The sequence below is a fragment of the Chondrinema litorale genome (genome assembly GCF_026250525.1).
Classification (GTDB): domain Bacteria; phylum Bacteroidota; class Bacteroidia; order Cytophagales; family Flammeovirgaceae; genus Chondrinema; species Chondrinema litorale.
This window is the reverse complement of record NZ_CP111043.1, coordinates 2,972,573-2,995,572: the sequence shown is the minus strand read 5'-3', so window position 1 is coordinate 2,995,572 and position 23,000 is coordinate 2,972,573. Positions and strand designations below refer to the sequence as shown.

The following is a 23,000-nucleotide window of genomic DNA, read 5'->3' as shown; positions in this document are numbered from 1 at the left end:
ATTGTTTCTATTATTGTTGAATCAAAGACACACCTAAACCAGCTTTTCCATTTACTGTCATTTTTCCATCTTTCAAAATAAAACCACCTTCTACAACATCTCTGGCTAAATCCAGGCTACCATCAAGATCGATGTATTTTGTATTTGGACAAGACAAAGCAGCATGCAAAGCAGCAGAAATACTAATGATACTCTCGTCATTACATCCCCACATTAAAGAAATATTACTGTTTTGAGCGATAGTAGCTATATCTAATGCTTTTTTAACACCACCACATTTCATCAGCTTGATATTAAAAATACCACAAGCTGCTGGTGGAGAAGCTAAACTAAATGCATCTCTTGGAGAAATTAAAGACTCATCTGCTGCAATTAAAGATTTAATATCGCTTGGAAGTCTACGCATCGGGTCAACATCAGAAGCATCGATTGGCTGCTCGATTAACTCAAGATTTAGCGACTTTGTTCTTTGGTAAAACTCACTAATCTGATCAAAATCGTAACCTTGGTTAGCATCGATTCTAACGATTATACTCTCACCATACTTCTCTCTAATCTTGGATAATCGCTCAATGTCTTCTTCGATAGATTGACCAAGTTTTACTTTTAAGATTTTAAAACCTCTATCCACATATTCTTCTGCCTCTTCCATGGTTTCTTCTACATTCTTAATACCTATTGTGATAGAAGTATATAGTGAATCGATTTTCTGACCCAAGAAAGTAACCAATGGCACATCTAAATACTTGGTAAATACATCGTATAATGCAATGTCTAAAGCAGACCTTACACCCGGTTGTGTTTTGTAGCGAGTATTTACTTCGAATAATAACTGATAAAAAGTTCTGATATCTTGACCAATAAGCCACTCGAAGTTTTCTTCGCTCAGGGTTTTCATTGTATCATCTAAAGACTCCTTAACTACATAAGGACTCGGATTACTAGAACCCAGACCATAAAGCCCGTTTTCTAGCTCAATCTCCAAAAGACTTACAGAAACAGTATTAACAGTTTTATAGGCAATAGAATAAGGTCTTAAAAGACCCAATTCGCATTTTTTCGTTTTTACAGCAGTTATTTTCATTTCTCTTATAGATAAAAAGCATTAAGGGTTTGCAGAGATAACTTGAAAAAGTGATTCTAGAAAAACCCTTGTTTAGGTAATTTATTTGTGTTTGATAATGCTGTAGCTAAAAAATCTTTTATAAAAAAAGAGGATTAACTATGCTGATAGTTTTTCACAAACTCACTTATCGTTTCAGCAAGTCTGCCAACACCTTCGTCTAAAGGTAAAATTACTGGTATACCTAAAGATGCCTCTTTTTCTTTTTGATATTCCAAAGCTTCCTCTTTGGTCATATCTTCTGTATTCAATGTTACAGCCATTGTTTTAACTCCATACATTTTGATAAGAGCAATTTCTTGCTCAAGTGTTGGAATTGTACGCTTATAACCTTCGCAACCGTGGAAAAACTCTCTTTTAGGAGCATGTTGCAAAATTACTGCATCAGCCTCAGCAGAAATTAAAAACTCAGTACCACAAGGGCCTGTAGGATTTTGTAATGCAGACTGACCTTCGATAAAAATTACATCTGGCTTTTCATTTTCCCAACATGTTACTATAGCATGCTCTATTTCTCCAGAAATAAAGTCGTTAAGCGTAGAATCGAAAATAAATCCGTATTGTCCGCTTTGCATCCAACCTGTTTGGCCAGTATATATCATTTGTGTATTTAAACCAGCTTCAGACACTGCTTCTTTTAAAAAGCGAGAAGTTGTACGCTTACCCATGTTACAGTCTGTACCAATTACAGGAATTTTAGGGCAAGCAACATTTGAAATTTTACCAGTCCAGAAATGCAGGTCTTTGTTAGGCTTAGGTTTTCTAACATCAATTAGCTTTACATTATATACATTTGCCAGTTCAACAATTTCCGGAGTTTCACTTAAAAACTCATGCAAACCACTTACTATAGAATAGCCTGCTTTAATTGCTGACTTTATGAATGGTTTCATTTCATCAGGTAAAACACCACCTTTTGTAGCGATACCTACAATCATGTACTCAGCTTTTACAGGTGAAGTAGCTGTAAATGTTTCTATATCTCCATAAACAGGAATATTTCTTTTTTTCCCATCAAGCACCTCGCCTGCATCTTTACCAACAAATTTATGATCGATAATTCCTACTATATTGTAGCGATCGCTGCCTCTTATTAAACCATGTGCAGTTTTAGCTTTATGATGATCTAGAAGTCCGTTTGTTAAAACAATTGCGTTTCCGTCCATTATATATAAGATTATGATATTTAAATCAAAATTAGATTAGGCTTATGAAATAAACCACCAAATCGTATTATTTCTAAAGAAACATGTAAAAATTAAATCAAAACCATACAAAAAATTCAAATTTTACAAAACAAAAAAAGGAGAGCTAAATGCTCTCCTCTATATTCAATACTTTAAATATAATGATTATTCTTCTAGAATTACATCTTTCGTATTTTGCTTTGTTTTGCCCAATGGCAAGCTAAACCCAAAGTAAGGCATAAAATAATGATCTGCTTTAAAGCTTCCATCCTCTTGTAATGCATAAGTCCACTGGTAATCTGCACCAACTACTAAGAATTTATTTAATTGGTAAGACATTCTCATTCGAGCCAAAGAGCGATCGTCTAGCATAATTACATCTTCCAGGTCAACAAGATTACTTTTGATGTAAGTTGCTTTTAGAGAAAGTTTATCAAACATGTTAATTAACTCTGCATTTAACTGCATTAAAGCGGGTGTTTCTTCTGAAACCACATCTGGCATTAATAAGCTACCACTTACTCTTACTTTATCTAATAAAGTCGCTGAAAGCACTCCATAAATACCACTCATTTTTTCAGCAGTACCCAAAGAAATCATTCTTAAATCTTTGTTGATTTCGTAGTTCACATCAAAAAACTGTGGTAAGAAATGATCTGAATACCAAAGTCTATCAATTCTTGTATCTACTTTTAATACATTACCAATAAAGTTGATCTTGGCATTTACACCAACACTTAAACCATGTCCTTTTGAATAACCATCTGCAAGAGGAGTTCCTTCTGCTGCTCCACTTTCTATTTGGTCGTTAAAATAGGTAGCCAAAGAGTCTGATTGGTTTTTGCTAATTGATGCATATTGCACAGCACCCATTACAGTGATAAAAGGAATCTTAAGAAAAGTTACTCCCATATCTGTACTCCATGCAGAAATACCTTTATCAAAAAATACTGTTTTGTTTCTCACCTCGCCTTCTTCATCATTAATTTCTACTTGAGAGGTTTTGTCTCTATCTGTTACATAACTTCCACCAAACTCAAATGATCTCACAACAGGAATAGGCATTTTAGAAAATGGACGCACATAAGGTCTAACAGCCAAAAGGTTAAGCGAAGTGAGGTTGATGTCGCTATAAACACCTTCTACACCAAACATTCCATCTATGTTCACATCAAAGTTTAAACCTACTTTTCTTCTCTCGTAGCTTATAGAATTGGTGTAGTTATTTAAGAGAATACCATAACCGAGATAAGAACCAGTAATATCTCCAACTCTTACATATAATGGATCGCGCTTCTTAACTCCATATCTGAAATATCTTACTAATCTTAGTAAACCAACCCCTCTTTCAAATTCTTCTGTTCGCATTGAACCATCTTCGATGTTAAATAAAATAGGCACATCTAACCCAAGTCCGATTTTACCAAAGCCTAATTCTGGCTGTAACCTTGTTCCCACATATTGCTGATCGCCAATTTGCGTAAACCCGAAATTGCCTCTGAACACACTAGCACTGTCATTCATTCCGAAATAAGCATTTGCCAGATAGCCAACATCTATGCCCTCTGGTGTTTCTTCTGTAGTTGTATTTTCTTGTTCAGGTTCCTCATTGAAGTATTTTGAAGCATAATCTTCCTGAGCTTTTGTAGATTTGACACTTATAAATAAAACAGTAAGCAGTAAAATAACCTTGAAAGTATTTTTCATAGCATTGTTGTTAGGTTAATACCCGACATATACTTTATTGAGTATGACTAGCAAATGATGAATGGATGCATACGCCGGCTGTAATCTTCTAGTAAACGCATTGTTTTGTTAACGATTGTAAAAGGTCAGATTAATCAGTTATGCTTACTTTCAGACTAGCTAGTATTTCGATTTTAGAATGTATTACTGTTACTCTAAATTAAAATCAGCTCCAAAACATATTTTAATTGTAAATACTTAATTTTTAAAGACTAAGTAACCTCCCATAAAACTTATTAGGATGGAAAAGCTACTGAATTATATTGATGGTGAATTGCAAGAACCTGTAAGTGGAAATTTTATAGAAAATATAAATCCAGCTACAGGAGAAGCTTATGCACTAATTCCAGATTCAGATGAAAATGATGTGAACTTGGCTGTAGAAGCAGCAAATAAAGCGAGTGAAAGTTGGAGTACAACTACTGTGCAGGAACGCTCAGAGTGGATGCTGAAAATTGCCGAGATAATCGATGCAAATGCAGATACACTTGCATTAGTAGAAACTAACGATACAGGGAAACCAATTAACCTTTCAAAAACAGTAGATATACCAAGAGCAGCAGCAAATATGCGATTTTTTGCCACTGCAATACTTCATACTACAGATAATGCGCATATCACCAATCAACAAGCAATTAATTACACCAAAAGGCATCCATTAGGTGTAGTTGGCTGTATTTCTCCTTGGAACCTGCCTTTATATCTTTTTACTTGGAAAATAGCACCAGCACTAGCCACTGGAAACACAGTAATTGCCAAGCCTTCTGAGCTCACTCCTGCTACAGCTTTTTTGTTTTCTAAAATATGTAAAGAAGTTGGCTTACCTAAAGGAGTTCTCAATATTGTACATGGTTACGGAGATAAGGCGGGAGCTGCCATTGTTTCGCATGAAGATGTAAATGCCATTTCATTTACAGGTGGAACAGCTACAGGAAGTAAAATAGCATCTGTTTGTGCACCTTCATTTAAGAAAGTGTCTCTTGAGCTTGGAGGTAAAAATCCATTTGTAGTATTTGATGATTGCAATTTGGAAAATACTGTAGAAACCGCTGTTAGAGCTTCTTTTTCTAACCAAGGGCAAATTTGTCTATGTGGTTCAAGAATTCTGGTTCACGAATCTTGTTATGAAAGCTTCAAAAATGCATTTTTAGCCAAAACCAAGGAGTTAAAAATAGGCGACCCACTTGTGCCTTTTATCGATGTCGGCGCTGTTATATCAAATAACCATTCAGAAAAAATACTTTCTTACATAGATTTAGCAATTAAAGAAGGAGGTAAAATTCTAACTGGTGGAAACAAAACTCAAGTTGAAGGCAGATGCACAAAAGGCAACTTTATTACTCCCACCATTATTGAAAACCTTTCTGCTAATTGCAGAGTGAATCAAGAAGAAATTTTTGGCCCAGTAGTTTCACTTATGAAGTTTAAAGATGAAAAAGAAGCAATTACTTTAGCTAATGATTCAAAATATGGGCTGGCTGCTTCTGTATGGACGAATGATATTAATAAAGCGAATAGAGTTTCATCGGCCATAAAATGTGGTATTGTTTGGGTAAACTGCTGGATGTTAAGAGATTTAAGAACTCCATTTGGTGGCATGAAGCAATCTGGCTTAGGTAGAGAAGGAGGCGAAGAGGCATTAAGATTTTTTACAGAACCTCAAAATATCTGTATTCAAACAGGAAGCTAAACCTACACAATATTACACATGAAGGTTTTATTAAGTCAAATTCAATTTATAGCGCATCTACAAACTTAGCTATACGTAAATAGTTGTTAATACTAACAATATTAATTTGAGTGTAAGGGCAATTAAACCAAATAAAAAAACTAAGCTAACACTAAAAGACAAACTAAGATGCCCTATATATCAGATCCAGATTTAACCTTCTTGCAATATAGCAAACAGGAAGACCTCGATGTGCTGGTAAATTATATAACCAAGCTACCAAGTGGAAAAAAAAGGTTTAATTCGAGGTTAATGCGGTACGATCGTGTGCAAGAACATTTCCCAAACCACAAAAAATATTGGAACCTAATTGCTGCTGAAATTCAAAATTTTGGTGGGCATATTTTTGCTAATTTTATAACTGGCAAAGGTGTACCTTACAGGCATATGCTAGAAAGAGTATGTAAAAAATCTGGCATAGAATATACAAAAGATAAGTCTACCGAAAAGCTGGAAGTAATGCTCTTATCTAAGATTTTAATGGATTCTATGCAAAAAATGGATGCATCAGAATTACAAAATTTTATGAAGGAGATGAAAATAAACCCTCATGATTACACCCGCAAAACACTGAGTAATGATATAAAAAAGATCATTAGAAAAGAAAATATGAAACCAAGAGTGATTGGGGTTTTGTTAGCTAGTTCAGTAGCCAAGCTCGCAATTAGTAAATCTATGAAATACAGCATACTAAAAGGTTTAAAAATTGGCGCACATAAACTTTTTCTTGGAAAAACTGCTGCTGTATTAACTGGTCCATTAGGAATGGCTTTCACCACGGCATGGGTATTGAACGATTTAGCCAGACCAGACTATAAAATAATGACACCAATTGTGATTCAGATTGCGTATATGAGAATAGCAACCACTGAAAAAATGCAGCTAATATGTAAGGCTGCATAATTTTTTCGTTTTCACTATTATTACATAATTGTTAACTTTATGTAAATCAGATCAATTTTTTTTATTTTTTTTGCAAAAAAATTCCACTAACTCTATGTTATACTTTTTGGTAATAATAATTCCATTTGCTGGTTATATGGCATTTCTGATTTACCAGAACAATCTTCTAAAAAAAGATTATGATTTTATATTCAGCAAATTAAACGAGGTAAGCAAAAACTTAGAAGTAGGCAAAAACAACTCTTTAAAAGATCTGCATCAAGACATAATAGTTACCAGTAACTCTATAAAAAGACTGGAAAACTACATTACTGCTATCGAAGATTTTGCTGCCATACAAAAGCAAAGTGTTGTATCTAACACTTTTAAACCCAAAAGAGATAAGCTAAGAATACTTAAGAATAGAATCACGAAATTAGAAAAAGTGATTGAAAACAAAGAGGCTGAGGCAAAACAACCTACAACAGCAAGTTAATTTCTACCTAGATTCTTACATCATCGAAAGACTGTTTTAATTAAAAATAAATGTGGATTTAAATTCGAATAAATCCACGTTTATCTGCTTTTCCTATGAATTCCCCCCTAAAATAGTATCGTTTCAAAGAATTTTCTTACCTCAAAAAGCGCAGTTATCTTATATTTGCATGCTTCTGAAATCTAAAACAGAAACAGTTCTTTAACAGATATTTGGATAACGTTAATAAATCATCCACATTTCTTACATCATATTTATTTATTTTTGGCAAAGGTAGGTACAGTTAAACCTTTATAACTTTTTTGAATCTAATAGCCAGATCAAAAAGTTAAAAAATCTTCCAAATATTACTTACTAAAAGCCAAACCATTTATTAAAGAGTAACATTTACTAAATACATTACTCAATGAGACTAAAGACTTACAAAAAGATCTTAAGTATTTTACTTTTACTGGGCTACTCACTTTTAACTCAGGCAGGTAATAATACGAATCCAACTGGCAACAAACCGAATGCAACTATTGGCATAAGTGGTAATTCAACCATCGCTACTAATGACGATACTCCTGTAAGTCCATTTGCTGGTATAACTATCACATCCGAAAGTACAAATATTATTACACTTGAGATTTCATATAGTGATGAAACTTATGGAACGCTCACATTAAATGAAAATGAAATTGCAGCAGATGGCAGTACTGACTTTAGCGCTTTAGGTAGTTCAGCAACTGAAATAACAGATTTTCTAGACAATATTGTTTTTACTCCAACACAAAATCTTGTAGCTGTTGGTACCTCCACTTCTACTATACTTACAATTAAAGTAATAGAAGATGGTGCAGAATCAACAGAAACGATTACTGTAAATTCAACCTCAGTAAATGATGACCCTACCATTACTAACTCAGGAAGCAATACATTTACAATTAATGATAATAGTACAGAAACTCCTTTTGCAGGCTTAACAATTGACGATGTTGATGCTAATGAAACTTTCACTGTTGCTATCGATTACAATGTTAATAATGGGAGCTTAGGTGGTTCAACAACAAGTCGATATACTTTTAATGGAAGTTTGACTCAAGTTAATACTACTCTCCAAAACCTTGAATTTGACCCTGCGGAAAATAGAGTTGCTCCCGGAAATACACAAGAAACAACCTTTGAAGTAACAGTGGAAGATGACAATGAAGGGTCAGCAAGTTATAATTCAATATCTGTTATTTCTACTTCAGTAAATGATGCCACTCTAATTACTTATAGTGGCAGTGCTGCAAGTAGTATAAATGATACTCAAACCGCTACACCTTTTGCAAACATCAATATCATAGACCCTGATCCAGTAGCTATTACTGTAAACCTTTATTTTAATGACGACCATGGGGCAGTTTCCTCACTTGGTGGATTTTCTGGTAATGGTGGCTTTTATTCTATGACAGCTGAGGCTAGTACTATAGAAACAAATTTAAAAGCAATAGTTTTTACACCTGAACTTAATGACATTGCAGTTGGCGAGACAAGAGAAACAACATTTTATTTAATCACTAACACAGGTGTTTCAAACAGTCAAACAACAGTTACTGTAACTCCAGTAAATGATGCTCCTGTGCTTAGTGGATTAGCAACAGATCCAATTGCTATAAATGACAATGAAGAAGATGTAGATATATTTAGTAGTGTAGAAGTTACCGACCCAGATAGAAATGCATCAATTAGTGTAACTACAAGTATATCACCCAGTGGTAGCGGAACATTAAATAATGTTCCTAGTCCATTTTCTGGTTCACCTGAATTAATACAGACTTATTTAAGAAGTATCACTTTTACTCCAAATGAGAATAATTTCACTTTAGAAACAGCAGTAACAATAAAGATTACTTTAGATGATGGAGCTGTAATTGAACCTGAAGAATATAGTGTAATCGTCGAGGTTACTCCAATTAACGATGCTCCTTCCTTCACTAACCAACCACTTAACAGTTATCCACCATTAACTGAAGGGGAAAACTTCACTTTTGAGGCAGAAGCTGAAGATGCTGATCCAGGTGATGTCTTAGAATACTCAATTGATCCAGAATTACCCCCTTCCTATTGGTTAAGCTTTGATCCCAGTACCGGAATAATTGATGGCACTCCAGAAGATGGAGATGATGGAATATATACGTTTACTATTTCGGTTTCAGATGGAGAAGAAACGGTTTCACAAAACCCATTTACTTTAATTGTTACTCCTAACAATACAGCACCAGATTTTACAGTACCAAATATTATAACCATAGAGCAAGGAGGCAGTATAACTGTACCAATCTCTGACATTCAAGTATATACAGGTAATACGAATAACGACCAAAACCAAACTATTACAAGCGTATCAATTACCAGTTCTAATACTACGTTAGTACCTAATGCCAATTTAAGTCATAATTATGATGTAAATAACCCTACTAGTGGATTTACTCTAGACATCCAAACAGCGCCTAATGAAAGTGGTTCCGCTGCTATTTATGTAACTATTACTGATGATGGTTCTACAAACAATACAACCACCAAATCTTTTATTGTAGAAGTTAATTCAAATACAGATGCTCCTGTAATAACTGGTCAAGATTCTCTTAGTGTGTCAGAAGATGAATCTATTACCTTATTAATAGATAACATTCAGTTTACTTATGACGGTAACTCAGATAATGTTTCTATAGCCACAATTACTGCGTTTGAAAATGGTAATTACACTGTAAATGGCAACCTTATAAGCCCTATTGCTAATTTTAACGGATACCTCGAAGTTCCTGTAACAATTAAAGATAGTGAAGGAAATACAAGTTCAGTATATCAGATTGATATCAAAGTTCTTTCTGTAAATGATCCTCCTATAATAACTGGACAATACGATATTGAAATTGATGAAGACGACTCAAGAGAGGTAAAAATCAATGATTTAATTGTTACTGATGTAGACAATACAGTTGATGATTTTACTCTTAGTGCATCAAATGGAACTGGTTATACCCGTGAAGGAAATACTATAACTCCTATAGAGAATTTCTTTGGTACACTTACAGTCCCAGTAATAATTAATGATGGTAGTGCTAATAGTAACACATTTAACGTGACTATTACTGTAACACCAATAAATGATGCGCCTACCATTTCTACAATATCAGATGTAGAAGTATCAGACGATGCAGGACAAACCTTACTAATTAATTTTGGTGGTGTAGATGCTGGTCCTTTTGAAGATGACCAAAATGTAGTTTCTGTAACTGCAGTAAGCTCAAACCAAGCCTTAATTCGCGATAGTGATATTAATGTATTTTACTCTACCAATCAGGAAAGTGGGCAAATTGAATTAGAAACAATACAGTTTGCAAGTGGCACAGCAGTTATTACTGTAACAGTGCAAGATGATGGTGGTACTGCAAACGGAGGGATTAATTTTAAAACAACAACATTTACTGTAACTGTAATTGGTAAAAATACAGCACCTACCTTAGCATTTATCTCAGATATTACTCTACAAGAAGGAGATGCACCTGCCCCAGTAAGTTTACAAAACATACGTGATGGTGATGATGGTAGCCAAGAAATAACCATTACCGCAACTAGTAGTAATACTGCTTTAATTCCTAATCCAACAATTAGTTATAGCCAAGGGGATACTAGAGGTACCTTAATATATAAAGTAAACGAAGGCAAAACAGGCTCTACAACTATTACAGTAACTGTAAAAGACGATGGAGGAACTGATAATAGTGGAGTTGATACTTATTCAGATGAATTTGTTATTACTGTAGTTAGTGTAAACGACCCTCCTACAGTTGATGCCATTGCTGATACCACTATTCTTGAAGACACTGAAGAGTTAATTATTGAATTAACAGGAATTACAGATGGTGATGCTGATGAAGTACAAGGCCTGACCATCGAAGCAACTAGTAGCAGACCAGAAATTATTGGTGATCCTGAAGTGAATTACACTGCTGGCGCATCTACTGCTCAATTAATTCTAAATCCAGTAGCTAATGCCAATGGAGTTTCTACAACAATTACAGTTACTATAACTGATGATGCAGATGATCCTGAGGAGACTACAATGACTTTTAGGGTTTATATCACACCTATAAATGATGCTCCAACCATTTCTAAAATCAACTCAACAAATAGTATCTCAATAATTGAAGGAGCTGATACTTACACTCAAGCATTATCTGGAATTACAGATGGAGACACAGAAACTGAACTGCAAAGTGTGGTATCTGTAACAGCAAGCTCAAAAAATCAAGAAACGTTTTTTGACGAATTAAGAGTGGAGTATAGAGATGGTGATACTAATGGTGATTTAGTTTTCACTTTAGATCCTGATATAAACGGTCAAGATACAATTACAATCACTGTAATGGATAATGGAGGTACTGACAATGGAGGTATAAATACTACCACAATGGATATTTATATAGACGTAATTCCATGGAATGATCCTCCAACAATTAACACTCCTGCTAATAAAGAAGATATCCTGAAAAACTCAGAAGGTGGTTGTATCACTTTAAATGGTATTACTGATGGAGACCCCGAGCTTGATCAAAATGTTACAATTTCTGCCTCAAGTAGCAGACCTGATATTATTCCTGATCCAGTAATTAGTGACTTTAAACCTGTTGATGGAACTGCTACACTATGCTATGAGATAGTACCAGATGCAAGGGGCACTGCTATCATCACTTTAACACTTGAAGACGATGGTGAAGGCCCAGGTTCAAATATCAAAACTACTACATTTACACTATCTGTAGGTCTAGTTAATAATGCTCCTATCATTATCGGTGAAGATGGACAAGCTCTAGATGAATTAAATTTAACGACAACTAAAGATGTACCATTAGATATTTGTTTCTCAGTTATTGATGAAGATCAGGATGAAATTGAACTTGGCGAAATAATAGAAAGAAATGCGAATGCCAGTGGTGAAATTGATAATAGCACTTTCTCATTTAATGGCGATAGTTTGTGTTTTGTTTATGATACTTATGACGACGTACTCTCAGGTGAAGATTGGTTTGAATTTACAATTTGTGATGGTGTAGTTGGAGATGCTGCTTGCGATACAATTAGAGTAAACATTACCATTTTACCTTCATCAGAACTAAAAATATACAATGGAATCTCTCCTGGTAATCCCGATGGAAAAAATGATGAATGGTTTATAGAGGGTATTGAATACTATCCAAACAATACAGTACAAATTTATAGTGCTAATGGAACCATGGTATTTGAAGCCAATGGCTATAATAATGATGATAAAGTCTGGAAAGGTGATTCTAATACTGGTATTACACTAGGGAGTCGACAATTGCCAACAGGAGTTTATTACTATGTAATCAACTTTGGTGAAGGTAGCATTGAACCTAAAAAAGGAAGTGTATTTATTAGATAAATGCATTTTCTATTTAACTCTCTATTGACAAATAATTAAATAAGATAATTCTTTACTGATGGTTATTAAATTTAATAAACTAAAAACATTAATTGCACTGGTATTCTTGATAACCTCAGGTTATTTAAAAGTATCTGCACAACAACAAATTCTTCAGACTCAGTATATGTTTAATGGCCTATCCATTAACCCTGCATATGCTGGTTCTCACGAAGCATTAAGCCTTACTGCACTTTATAGATCTCAATGGGCTGGCTACAACGAGGGGGCTCCTTACTCCTATTCTTTATCTGGCCACATGCCTATAAACAGAACAAGAATCGCGATTGGTGCAATGGCTTTTAATGAGAGTTTAGGAGAGAAACAAGAAATGGGATTTCAAATGGCATATGCCTACAGAATTCCATTAAGCGATGGAATTCTTTCTATGGGTTTACAAGCAGGTGTGATCAATGCAAAACTTAATGCTAATTACTATCTGTTTAACCCAGATGACCCAAATTTTCCTACAGGAGAAATTTCTAGCTTTATGCCTACATTTGGTGCAGGTCTATATTATAGTAGCGATAATCTTGTACTTGGCTTTTCAATCCCTAACCTAGGTATTTATAACAATGGCGAAGGCGAAAATCAAGTAGTATCGATAGAAGAAATAAGACACTACATTTTCTCAGCAGGATACATCTTCGACTTAAACAACGACCTAAAACTTAAACCTTCTTTACTTACCAGATACAAAGAAGGGCAAGGTGTTGAGATAGACTTAAATACAACTTTAGTTATAAATGAAACATTTTGGTTGGGCGCATCTTACAGACATTTGAATTCTATAAACTTTTTAAGTCAAATTCAATTAACTAACCAATTGCAATTCGGATATTCTTACGATTTCCCTATAAACAGTGAAATTAATCAGGTAAGCTCAGGGTCGCACGAGATTATGCTAAACTACAGATTTAGAATATTTAGTGGTGGAGATTCAGCTCCATCGCCAGGTTTTTTCTAAAACTAATTATGATTATCTTAATTTGTAATTATTTTTATTAAGTAAATTCCAAAAACAGCATGATCACTAACCCCTATACCTATTTTTAGATCCATTGCTAACACAAAACAATCATGAAGAGTCTAAAAAATTTCATCTATTGTACGCTTTTACTACTCACATTGAGTTTTGGTGTGAATGCTCAAGTTATCAACCCTGTTAAATCTTTAGTTAAAAAGGCAGATAAATATTTCGATAGGGGATCTTACGGCGTTGCTGCCGAAATATATCTTGAAGCTTTAGAAAAAGACGAAGATGACAATGAAATTCAATTGAAACTTGCAGAGTGCTATCGTTTATTAAATCAGCCAGAAGATGCTGAGTACATGTACAGGCACTTTATGGATAACTCTAATTTTATAGATAGTCAGAACCCTATATATAAATATTATTTTGGACTGATACTAGAACAAAACGGAAAGTATAGCGAAGCAAGAGAATGGTTCGAAGTGTACAAAGAAAAGAAACCAGATGATCAAAGAGTGTTAACTAAATTAGAAAGTATTGAAAACATTTCTATACACTTTCAAGACTCATCTAAATACGAAGTCTCTGTACTTAGATTAAACTCTTATAAAGAAGATTTCGCTCCTCGCATTTACAGGAACGGAGTAGTTTTCGTCTCAGACAGAAGACCACCTTACATTGAAGACGGAATCTACAACCCAGACAGTGTATATTACAGAGAGTTATATTTTAGTGAAATTCTTGAAGACGGCACCCATGCCAGTCCTAAATTATTTTATCCAGAATTAAATTCAGGTTATCACAAAGGGCCTATTGCATTCTATAACAATGAAAAAAGTTTGGTTTACACAAGGTCTTCAAAATCTGGAATGAGTGTAGATAAATTTAGTATGTATTTCGTGCAGCAGGCTGTTGATAAAGATGAGTGGATTGATAGAAATGCTTTTGCTTTTAATGGCAAAAACAACAATTTCAATGTAATGCATCCAACGCTTAATGAACAAGGTACAGTTTTATATTTTGCGTCTGATATGCCAGGTGGATTCGGAGAAACAGATATTTATAAGTCAACATTAGATGAAAATGGCAAATGGTCTATTCCTGAAAACATGGGAGCAATTATAAATACTGCTGAATCTGAATCATTTCCATTTATTACGAATGATAACAAGCTGTATTTTACATCAAATGGCCACGGTGGTTTAGGAGGGTTAGATATTTATGAAATTAACTTATCAGCAGAACAACAAAAGGTAGTTAACCTTGGCTTCCCTATTAATAGTAACAAAAATGATTTTGCTATCACTTTTGATGAAAGGGGTTACAAAGGTTATTTTAGTTCTACCAGAGACCATGGCGAAGGAGGCTCAGATATTTATAGCTTCACTAAAAACATTTATACAAATGGCCAAATTTCTGATCAAAGTTCTGGTAAAGCCATAGAAAATGCTTACGTAATTTTTGCTGAAAAAAATACAGGTAAAATAATCGGAAATGTAACAGACTCAGAAGGTAAATATCGCGCTCAATTAGATATTGATGGGTCATACATAGTTACTATAATGAAAGATGGTTACATAACTAAATCTGGCCCTAAAGTTTCTACATTTGGTTCTTTTGATAAAATCATAAGTAAAGACCATAACTTTAACATTTCTAAAGAAGATATTATTAGTAAGGGTTATGTATATGATAAAAGTACTGGTTCTACCGTAAGTGGAGCTTTTGTTACACTGTATGATTCAAAAGCTTTAAAAGAATATATAATTCAAACTTTGTCAGACGGAAGCTACATATTCAAATTAGAGCCAGAGAACTTATATACCTTAAGAATTGATGTTCCAGGATACTTTACACAAAAAACAGATATTGATACTTTTGAAGAAGGAAAAGTAAAATTCATTCATGATTTTAGCATGAAAAAAGTCACTCCAAATGTGCCATTATTATTAGAAAATACAACTTACAATGCTAATAAAGGTGATATTGCTCCAGAAACCGAAGATGAACTAGACGGACTGGCAATGTATTTAAAGGCAAATCCTAAAATGTTAGTTGAGATAAGAGTACATTCTGATGGCATTGGTTCAGCATCTAACAATAGACAAATTACAGAAGACAGAGCTTCTTATATCAGATATCACCTAATTAAAAAAGGAGTTAATGCATTAAGAATTAACACAGCTGGATTAGGAGATCAATACCTTTTAAACAATTGTATTGAAGAAAAAGACTGTGATGAAGCAGAACATAAAATTAATCGTAGAGTTGAAGTAAAATTCACTGTAGTATCTACTGAAGAAGAAACTGCTCCACCTCCAAGTAATGGATGGTAAAAATTATAAATCACATAAAAAAGGCGAATAGAAAATGATTCTATTCGCCTTTTTTATTAAATCTTTATATTAATTAATCACCAGTGGTTCAATTATAACTCATATTTATTTCCATCAAAAATTTAGATTTTGTTATATAATTTTGAGAAGGATAATAAATAAAAAGGCAGGTATTGCTGGCAATTGTTTTTATAATGTCTTTATGAAGATTCATTGGTAATGCAGGACATCCAAGACTTCTACCTAATCTTCCATATTGTTTTACAAAGTCTTCGCTCACATATTCAGCCCCATGAATCACAATAGCTCTTTCTTTAGCATTATCATTAATCCCTTTTTCCTGTCCGTTTAAATAAAGAGAAAGACCATGTTTACCTATATAAGTGTTTCCTGTAGTATAAAAGCCAAGACTACTCTGAAATGAACTTGGTATATTCGAGAACTTTGTAGCATACTCAACACCGGTATTTCTTCCATGTGCCACTAGTGTATGATATAGAACTTTACCAGTTTTTAAATCAATAACCCAGAGTCTTTCTTTTGTTGAGCTAATACTAAAATCGATAATACTTAAAATCTCTTTTTTAGCACTTACTAACCCATCTTCTTTCATTTTTAAGAAACCAGTCATTGCTTTTTCAAAAACATCAGGACTTGGTAAAACTGTAAAGTTTTGCTTCTTAATTAGCTCGTAAGTAGTACTAATAATAGCTCTTTTGGTAGGAAGACCTTTGGCTGCAACTAATTGGAAAGAACAGAATGAAATAATAAAAAAGTAGATAAACAGCTTAATTTTTTGACTCATCAGATAAATCCTCTTATTAACAATGATTAACAAAACTCCGAAAGTAAAAAAATTATATCAAAAATAATACTCACATTGCTCGATAAAATCTATTAACATGTATTATTTAATCATTTATGTTAACTTTTATCTTATATATTTTCTTCAAATAAACATATTTATAAAATCAATGCTTAACTCAAAATACGATTTGTGATTATTCCACAAACGAATAACCTTCTATTTTTCCATATGGAATGGAAAGGAACCGATTTTTATTACTTCTACCTTATCTTGATTTTGCTGAGAAATTATTGCGTAAGAATCTTTATATTTTCTCATTATTTTATGAGCTTTTTTTTCAATTCCAGTAACATTTAGTACTGATGCAAGATAATCAGCCTTCTCGGCACTAGGAGCAATCACTGTACTTGCTACACGCTTTGTTATAGGCTTCCCTTCAATTGGATTTATAATATGAGAGTATTTAATGCCTCCCAACTCAAAAAATTGATACATATCACCTGAGGTAGCAATAGACGCATTCTCTATTATCACCTCTTTATTTTCATCTTCTAAACCAGTATTAATTATTATCTGCCAACCTTTTGTATTAGGTGGAGCTTCACCACAATACAAATCTCCACCAGCATCTATCAAAACAGATTGAAAACCGTGTTTCTTAAAAATTTTGAAAGCTTCGTCTGCTGCATAGCCTTTTGCTATTCCACCAAAATCTAGCCTCATCTCGGAGGATTGAAATGCCACTGTCTTATTAGCTCTATCAAGTTTTAATTTCTTATAACCTGATTCATCCTTACAATTATTTATAGCTATATTATCGGGTAATTCTTTTCTTCGTCGAGCTCTTCTCCATACTCTTATACAACTTCCGGCAGTAGCATCGAACAATCCTTTTGTCTTTTTTGACACTTCAACAGAGCGACATATCATATACCATAAGTCATCTGAAACCTTGTAATATTTTCCAGGAATTATATTATTACAAAGCTGATTTAATTCACTTTCTGGATGATAATCACTCAAAATATTATTTAACTCCTCTACCCTATCAAATGCTGCATTAGCAGCGTTTTGTGCATCCAATGAATCTTTTGCATAGCATACAAATTTGAAAACTGTACCCATAAGTGGTTTTTCAAACTGTAATCTTAAAAAATCAGTAGGCTGACTTTTACAGAAATTAATAAAAATAAAAGAAACAAGTATGGCGGCTAAGGTTTTAGAGTTTATTACTCTCATATGTTTTATTTATTAGTTTTAAGCAAGCAAATTAATAATTCTAATATTGCACACTACAATTAATAAGTCCGATTTTGAAAAGCTGTGTAAATCACAAAATAAAATTTGTTTATTTACAGCCTATACACTCCAAATCAGTCAAGTAAATATACATTTTTACTTAATTTTACTATTTACTTCTACCTCAACCAAATAGCATATAACTTTTACTTAGTTTAAAGTCGAACAAATTTCATTTCTCTTTTAAGGATTTTATGAAGTCAAAAAAAATAAGTTTGTATACAGCTACTTCCATAGTTGTAGCCAACATGATAGGTACAGGTGTTTTTACAAGTTTGGGGTATCAGGTAATTGATATTAAATCTGTTTTTCCGCTTTTGATATTATGGGTAGTAGGTGGTATAACTGCACTTTGTGGAGCATTAACTTATGGCGAATTAGCAGCCAGTCTACCTCGCTCTGGAGGAGAATATAACTTTTTAAGAGAAATTTATCATCCATCAATTGGTTTTGTTTCAGGTTGGGTTTCTGCCACTGTTGGTTTTGCAGCTCCAACAGCACTAGCTGCAATGGCACTAGGTAAATATGCAGAAAGTGTGCTACCACAACTTAATGCCACTTATCTTGCTGCTATCGTTGTTATCGGGTTAACAATACTTCATGCTAGTAACAAAAATTTTGGAAGCAAATTCCAAAATTTGTTTACTACTGTAAAAGTGATCTTGATTTTTTTATTTATTGGCGCAGGTTTTTTTATAGAAATCCCTCAATCTATAACAATACTACCTCAACCCGGAGACTTTGAAATATTATTATCCCCTGCATTTGCGATATCGCTCATTTATGTTTCTTATGCTTACACAGGTTGGAATGCCGCTGCATATATTACCAGTGAGATGGAAAATCCAAAGAAAAATGTACCGCTAGCGCTTTTTCAGGGCACTTTATTGGTAATGGTTCTATATGTATTACTCAATTTTATATTTCTTTACACAGCCTCTATGAGTAGCTTAGAAGGTCAAATTGAAATAGGTTATATCTCGGCTATTCAAGTTTTTGGAGAGACAGGTGGTAAATTAATGGGCATTACCATTTCACTATTATTAATTTCTACTGTGAGTGCAATGGTATTTGCAGGCCCTAGAGTAATGCAGGTAATGGGAGAAGATATATCATTCTTTAGTTTCCTCTCTAAGACAAAAAATGATATTCCTAGAAATGCCATCATCTTCCAATCTGTATTAACCTTATTGTTTATATTCTCTTCATCTTTTGATCAAGCTTTAACTTTTGCTGGATTTACCTTAAGCCTAAATACATTTTTAACAGTAGCAGGTGTATTTGTACTTCGAATTAAAAAACCAGCTTTGGCAAGACCTTTTAAAGTTCCTGGTTATCCTATTACTCCACTAATATTTTTAATACTTGTTGGATGGACACTCATATTTATATTAAGAGATAAACTTACAGAATCTCTAGTAGGTTTGGCAACAGTTTTTGCAGGCTTTATTATTTATTTTCTGATAATTAGAAATAAAAAAAGCGATTAGTATTACTACTAACCGCTTATATATATTTTATAATTCCTTCTGAAAAATTATTCGCTTGGTCTCTTTCTTAATTGAGTACTAACTCCAACCCAGCATCCAACAGAGATAGACTCACCTTCTGCCATACCCATAGTGAATATATCTTGCAATGATGGGAATTGAGCTCTTGCCTGAGCCATTTTAGAAGAGTTTCCAGCTTTAGCATACATATCATAAGCTGCTAAGAATACTGCTCTTGCTTTAACTGGGTTAGGATCGCTACAGTCGCTACTACTTCTCATGTATAAGTCTCCGATTAACTCATAAGACTTACCAGCAATACTATTGTCAAATTCGATAGCTTGCATTGCAAGTTTTCTAGACTCAGCTTTTTTACCTTGTACACTTTTTAATAAAGCAATATCGTAAGTAAGTTCCGCTTTTTTCTCAGTGTCTTCACCAGCAAGCTCAATTCCTTTTTCTTTCCATTCAATTGCTTTATCATAATCTTTTTCGATTTGATATTTCTGAGCAATTGTACTTGCAAGACCTGCAGTTGGCTCTTGCTCATAAACATTTTGAGCAGCAATTAAGAAAAGAGGATCATCAGTACATTTGTCGTTCAACATGTATTTGATAGCTCTTTTTGCTGTTTGAATATCATCTGGATTATTTTTAAGAACATCACCCATTTTAGTTCTTACAAACTCACAATCTATTTTAACAGCCTTAGCTAACAAACCATCAACTTTACCTTGTAGATCTGCCCAGTTTTCAGCTTCAGAACCACTTGAAGCATTCTCATTTTCTTCAATAGCAGCAGAAATAGCCTCGTAATCTGCTAAAATTTCCTCTTCAGTAATTTTCTTCCTTGCAGCAAGGTTTACAGAAGCTAGCATGTAAAATGTAAAGTTAGTTCTTGATGTCTCTTTACCGTTAAGCTCAAATATTTTTTTATAAAGATCATACATTTTTTCCCATTTTTCAGGATCTTCTCTGTCTTTATAATAGAAGTAAAACTTACGACCTTTTCTTTCTAATACATCACTCTCTTCACCAAAGTTTTTGATTCTATCATCGTATAATTTTAGAATCATATCTTGGTAAGCAATTATTTTTTGAGGATCTGTTCCTCCGCTTTCTTCTTTTTTAAGCAACTCCTCATAAAGATCTACTCCTTTAATATATAAACCCACATTTAAATTTGGTGTATTATCATACAACCATTCAAAAGGGGCAATAGCATTAGCATAATCTTTCAATTGTAAGTTATCAGAAAATAACGCGTACTTTTCTTTTGCAGCACCAGGATCTGAACCCCAGCACCATCCATCTTCACACCCATCGCTTTGAGCGAAAGAAGTCTGTGCAAACAGAATAGCAAATAACACTAACAGAGGGAATGTTTTCATAATTGTGCTCAGTTTTAATTAATTCTACGTCTTACGAACCATCGATCATTTACTGTAAGACCGACTTTAAATTGTATAAATTCTTCTGAAACATCGTTGCTGGAACCACCAGCTTTCGCTGTTCCATAAATAAATGCAAAATTTAAATTTGAAAAACCTCTATTTACCGGTAAAGAAAAACCTACACTAGCTGATAGTTTTTCTACCTGATCTCCATCGACCTCAAAAGGTAACTGTTGATATGATACCCCTGCTCTATATGCTACTCTTTTAAAGTAGTTAGATACAGAAGTTATATCAGGTACCCACTCTGCTCCTAATCTGTAAGTATATGTATCGTTTAAATCACCATCTCCATCAAAATCTCTAAAGTCTGTCCAAGACTGCTTGCTTATATCTATACCAATTACATAAGTATATTGTTTTTCTATACTTATACCAAATGCTATTTCAGAAGGCATTGTAATATGTCCTCTTTGGTTATTGGTAAGTGTATCTCTCAACTGCTGATCTGATGATGTATAGTAATTTCTAACAATTTCTTCGTGTTGTTTTACATTTAAATTAGAACCTATAGTATAAGTTCCACCCACGTTTAAAATCATTTTCTCACTAATTTTTCCTGAGTAATTGATTGCAGGTTTAAATGTAAAGTCTGAAACCGCTATTCTTTTTAGAAATTCAACATTCGAAGTAGTTGAAGAACTAATTAAGGTACTATACGATGATGTAGTGATAGAACCAAAATTATATGCGATCTCTAAACCAGCTGTTAAGCCTTTATAAAGTCTTACTCCGTTAGACCAATATACCTGATTTACCCCTCCACTATAATCGTAATCATACTGAACATAGGTAGAAGTTGATGGTATTTGTTCCGTTGATGAAGTTTCGAAATTCACAATACTATATGGTTTTAAACCTGCACTGGTAACCCAGTTTTTATTTACAGGAAAGCCAAAAGAAACATAACTTATATTTCCACCAAAGTCTGTTTGTTCTTTACTGCCTTCTGTAATCGTTTTATACTCAGAATAAACTCCTGCATCAAAATATGTATATTGGTTATAAACCAAGTTTGCTGGATTGAGAGCATTTCCATATAATGGATGCGGATTACTAATCCCAACTCCTCCCATTCCATCATTTCTTACATTTCCTTGGCTTACAATATCACCTATACCCAAAATAGAAAAAGGAGAATTGCCGCCTTGTCCTAAACAAACCTGAGCAAAAGCTAAGAATACAATGGTATAAACAAACTTAACCTTTAGCACTTTTTCTAAATTAATTGACATATATATAGTCGCTTTTTTAATGAATAAAATACTGTGTCTAACCATAACTTAATCCTTTACCTCCTCTTCTAGTATTTTATTTAAACCTTGTAAAGTAAGGTGCTGATTTACAAAGATGGTAGCTTTTATGCTACTTTCAAAAAATTTTGCATCTCCTCCACAAAAAATAACATTAATTTGTACAAATTTTTCACGGTATTCTCTAATTATCCCCTCTAATTCTAGTCTAACTCCATGAAAAACGCCCGATTTCATACATGTCTGGGTATCATACCCAATTAAATCCGGTGCTTGATCAATTTCTACCATAGGCAAAGCATTTGTAAATTTATGCATAGCATTGAACCTCATTTTCATTCCAGGCGAAATTCCTCCTCCAAGGTATTTTCCATCACTGGTAATAAAATCGTAGGTTATACAAGTTCCCAAGTCTACAACCAAGTTGTTTTTCTCTGGATATAGCGCATATGCTCCTGTAACTGCAGCAAGCCTGTCCATTCCGAGTGTCTTAGGAGATTTGTAAGTGTTGATTATCGGTAGCTGAGTTTCTGGCGTGAGATGATAAACATCCGAATCACTACAAATATATTCAAGAATATCATCAAATTGATTATTTACCTTGCAAATTATTGTATTAGCAGGCTTTTTTTTCTTCAAAAACGCAGAAATTTCTTCTTTATCGCTACTTTCCCAGATTTCTACCAACTCGCCAGACTGGAAGATTCCGGCTTTTAACCTGGTATTACCTACATCAATCACTAGGTTCATA

At 33.7% G+C, this 23,000-nt stretch carries 15 protein-coding genes; 7 read left to right on the top strand and 8 right to left on the bottom strand.

Going from position 1 to position 23,000, the window contains the following annotated elements; all coding sequences use genetic code 11:
* Positions 1–10: 10 nt before the first annotated feature.
* The 3 genes from OQ292_RS12340 to OQ292_RS12330 all read right to left on the bottom strand — a co-directional run bounded on the left by OQ292_RS12340 (position 11) and on the right by OQ292_RS12330 (position 4,017).
* A complete protein-coding gene (locus OQ292_RS12340) occupies positions 11–1,084 on the bottom strand; it encodes a mandelate racemase/muconate lactonizing enzyme family protein (protein WP_284682436.1) in 1,074 nt (357 codons plus the stop codon).
* Between the two features lie 134 nt (positions 1,085–1,218).
* Entirely contained in the window at positions 1,219–2,289 is a 1,071-nt protein-coding gene (locus tag OQ292_RS12335) for an N-acetyltransferase DgcN family protein (RefSeq protein ID WP_284682435.1), read from the bottom strand.
* 186 nt (positions 2,290–2,475) lie between these two features.
* A complete protein-coding gene (locus OQ292_RS12330; RefSeq protein ID WP_284682434.1) occupies positions 2,476–4,017 on the bottom strand; it encodes a hypothetical protein in 1,542 nt (513 codons plus the stop codon).
* Between the two features lie 280 nt (positions 4,018–4,297).
* Here OQ292_RS12330 and OQ292_RS12325 point away from each other — a divergent pair, with 280 nt between their 5' ends.
* The 6 genes from OQ292_RS12325 (at position 4,298) to OQ292_RS12300 (ending at position 15,945) form a co-directional block, all read left to right on the top strand.
* Positions 4,298–5,746 carry an aldehyde dehydrogenase gene (locus tag OQ292_RS12325; RefSeq protein ID WP_284682433.1) on the top strand — a complete coding sequence of 483 codons (1,449 nt, stop codon included), beginning with the start codon at positions 4,298–4,300 and terminating at the stop codon, positions 5,744–5,746.
* A 168-nt stretch (positions 5,747–5,914) separates the two neighbouring features.
* Positions 5,915–6,688 (top strand): DUF3944 domain-containing protein, encoded by a 774-nt coding sequence (locus OQ292_RS12320; RefSeq protein ID WP_284682432.1) that lies wholly within the window; start codon positions 5,915–5,917, stop codon positions 6,686–6,688.
* Between the two features lie 94 nt (positions 6,689–6,782).
* Positions 6,783–7,163, top strand: coding sequence for a hypothetical protein (locus tag OQ292_RS12315; protein ID WP_284682431.1), 381 nt, complete (start codon positions 6,783–6,785; stop codon positions 7,161–7,163).
* Between the two features lie 406 nt (positions 7,164–7,569).
* Positions 7,570–12,597: a tandem-95 repeat protein gene (locus OQ292_RS12310; protein WP_284682430.1), complete on the top strand. Its 5,028-nt coding sequence runs from the start codon at positions 7,570–7,572 to the stop codon at positions 12,595–12,597.
* Between the two features lie 58 nt (positions 12,598–12,655).
* Complete coding sequence (locus OQ292_RS12305) at positions 12,656–13,603, top strand: PorP/SprF family type IX secretion system membrane protein (protein WP_284682429.1); 948 nt, start codon at positions 12,656–12,658, stop codon at positions 13,601–13,603.
* A gap of 113 nt (positions 13,604–13,716) precedes the next feature.
* Positions 13,717–15,945 (top strand): OmpA family protein, encoded by a 2,229-nt coding sequence (locus OQ292_RS12300; protein ID WP_284682428.1) that lies wholly within the window; start codon positions 13,717–13,719, stop codon positions 15,943–15,945.
* An 88-nt stretch (positions 15,946–16,033) separates the two neighbouring features.
* Here OQ292_RS12300 and OQ292_RS12295 read toward each other — a convergent pair whose 3' ends face one another.
* Both OQ292_RS12295 and OQ292_RS12290 read right to left on the bottom strand, forming a co-directional pair.
* Entirely contained in the window at positions 16,034–16,750 is a 717-nt protein-coding gene (locus tag OQ292_RS12295) for a murein L,D-transpeptidase catalytic domain family protein (RefSeq protein WP_284682427.1), read from the bottom strand.
* 219 nt (positions 16,751–16,969) lie between these two features.
* Positions 16,970–17,992 carry an FAD:protein FMN transferase gene (locus OQ292_RS12290; RefSeq protein WP_284682426.1) on the bottom strand — a complete coding sequence of 341 codons (1,023 nt, stop codon included), beginning with the start codon at positions 17,990–17,992 and terminating at the stop codon, positions 16,970–16,972.
* 254 nt (positions 17,993–18,246) lie between these two features.
* On the opposite strand from OQ292_RS12290, the gene OQ292_RS12285 reads away from it, so the two are divergent.
* Positions 18,247–19,542 (top strand): APC family permease, encoded by a 1,296-nt coding sequence (locus OQ292_RS12285; RefSeq protein WP_284682425.1) that lies wholly within the window; start codon positions 18,247–18,249, stop codon positions 19,540–19,542.
* 47 nt (positions 19,543–19,589) lie between these two features.
* Here the strand turns inward: OQ292_RS12285 and OQ292_RS12280 are convergent, their stop codons facing one another.
* Genes OQ292_RS12280 through OQ292_RS12270 form a run of 3 tightly spaced genes read right to left on the bottom strand, consistent with a single transcriptional unit; the run spans position 19,590 to position 22,999 of the window.
* Entirely contained in the window at positions 19,590–20,933 is a 1,344-nt protein-coding gene (locus tag OQ292_RS12280) for a tetratricopeptide repeat protein (RefSeq protein ID WP_284682424.1), read from the bottom strand.
* A gap of 14 nt (positions 20,934–20,947) precedes the next feature.
* Positions 20,948–22,231: a BamG family beta-barrel-assembly machinery protein gene (bamG, locus tag OQ292_RS12275; RefSeq protein ID WP_284682423.1), complete on the bottom strand. Its 1,284-nt coding sequence runs from the start codon at positions 22,229–22,231 to the stop codon at positions 20,948–20,950.
* Between the two features lie 48 nt (positions 22,232–22,279).
* Positions 22,280–22,999, bottom strand: a complete 720-nt coding sequence (locus OQ292_RS12270) for a type III pantothenate kinase (protein ID WP_284682422.1) — start codon at positions 22,997–22,999, stop codon at positions 22,280–22,282.
* Between the last annotated feature and the right edge of the window lies 1 nt (position 23,000).

What these genes read in the sequence shown, in the direction of transcription:
- OQ292_RS12340 (WP_284682436.1), bottom strand. Translation starts at nt 1,084, where the DNA reads ATGAAAATAACTGCTGTAAAAACGAAAAAATGCGAATTGGGTCTTTTA.
- OQ292_RS12335 (WP_284682435.1), bottom strand. Translation starts at nt 2,289, where the DNA reads ATGGACGGAAACGCAATTGTTTTAACAAACGGACTTCTAGATCATCAT.
- OQ292_RS12330 (WP_284682434.1), bottom strand. Translation starts at nt 4,017, where the DNA reads ATGAAAAATACTTTCAAGGTTATTTTACTGCTTACTGTTTTATTTATA.
- OQ292_RS12325 (WP_284682433.1), top strand. Translation starts at nt 4,298, where the DNA reads ATGGAAAAGCTACTGAATTATATTGATGGTGAATTGCAAGAACCTGTA.
- OQ292_RS12320 (WP_284682432.1), top strand. Translation starts at nt 5,915, where the DNA reads ATGCCCTATATATCAGATCCAGATTTAACCTTCTTGCAATATAGCAAA.
- OQ292_RS12315 (WP_284682431.1), top strand. Translation starts at nt 6,783, where the DNA reads ATGTTATACTTTTTGGTAATAATAATTCCATTTGCTGGTTATATGGCA.
- OQ292_RS12310 (WP_284682430.1), top strand. Translation starts at nt 7,570, where the DNA reads ATGAGACTAAAGACTTACAAAAAGATCTTAAGTATTTTACTTTTACTG.
- OQ292_RS12305 (WP_284682429.1), top strand. Translation starts at nt 12,656, where the DNA reads ATGGTTATTAAATTTAATAAACTAAAAACATTAATTGCACTGGTATTC.
- OQ292_RS12300 (WP_284682428.1), top strand. Translation starts at nt 13,717, where the DNA reads ATGAAGAGTCTAAAAAATTTCATCTATTGTACGCTTTTACTACTCACA.
- OQ292_RS12295 (WP_284682427.1), bottom strand. Translation starts at nt 16,750, where the DNA reads ATGAGTCAAAAAATTAAGCTGTTTATCTACTTTTTTATTATTTCATTC.
- OQ292_RS12290 (WP_284682426.1), bottom strand. Translation starts at nt 17,992, where the DNA reads ATGAGAGTAATAAACTCTAAAACCTTAGCCGCCATACTTGTTTCTTTT.
- OQ292_RS12285 (WP_284682425.1), top strand. Translation starts at nt 18,247, where the DNA reads ATGAAGTCAAAAAAAATAAGTTTGTATACAGCTACTTCCATAGTTGTA.
- OQ292_RS12280 (WP_284682424.1), bottom strand. Translation starts at nt 20,933, where the DNA reads ATGAAAACATTCCCTCTGTTAGTGTTATTTGCTATTCTGTTTGCACAG.
- bamG (WP_284682423.1), bottom strand. Translation starts at nt 22,231, where the DNA reads ATGTCAATTAATTTAGAAAAAGTGCTAAAGGTTAAGTTTGTTTATACC.
- OQ292_RS12270 (WP_284682422.1), bottom strand. Translation starts at nt 22,999, where the DNA reads ATGAACCTAGTGATTGATGTAGGTAATACCAGGTTAAAAGCCGGAATC.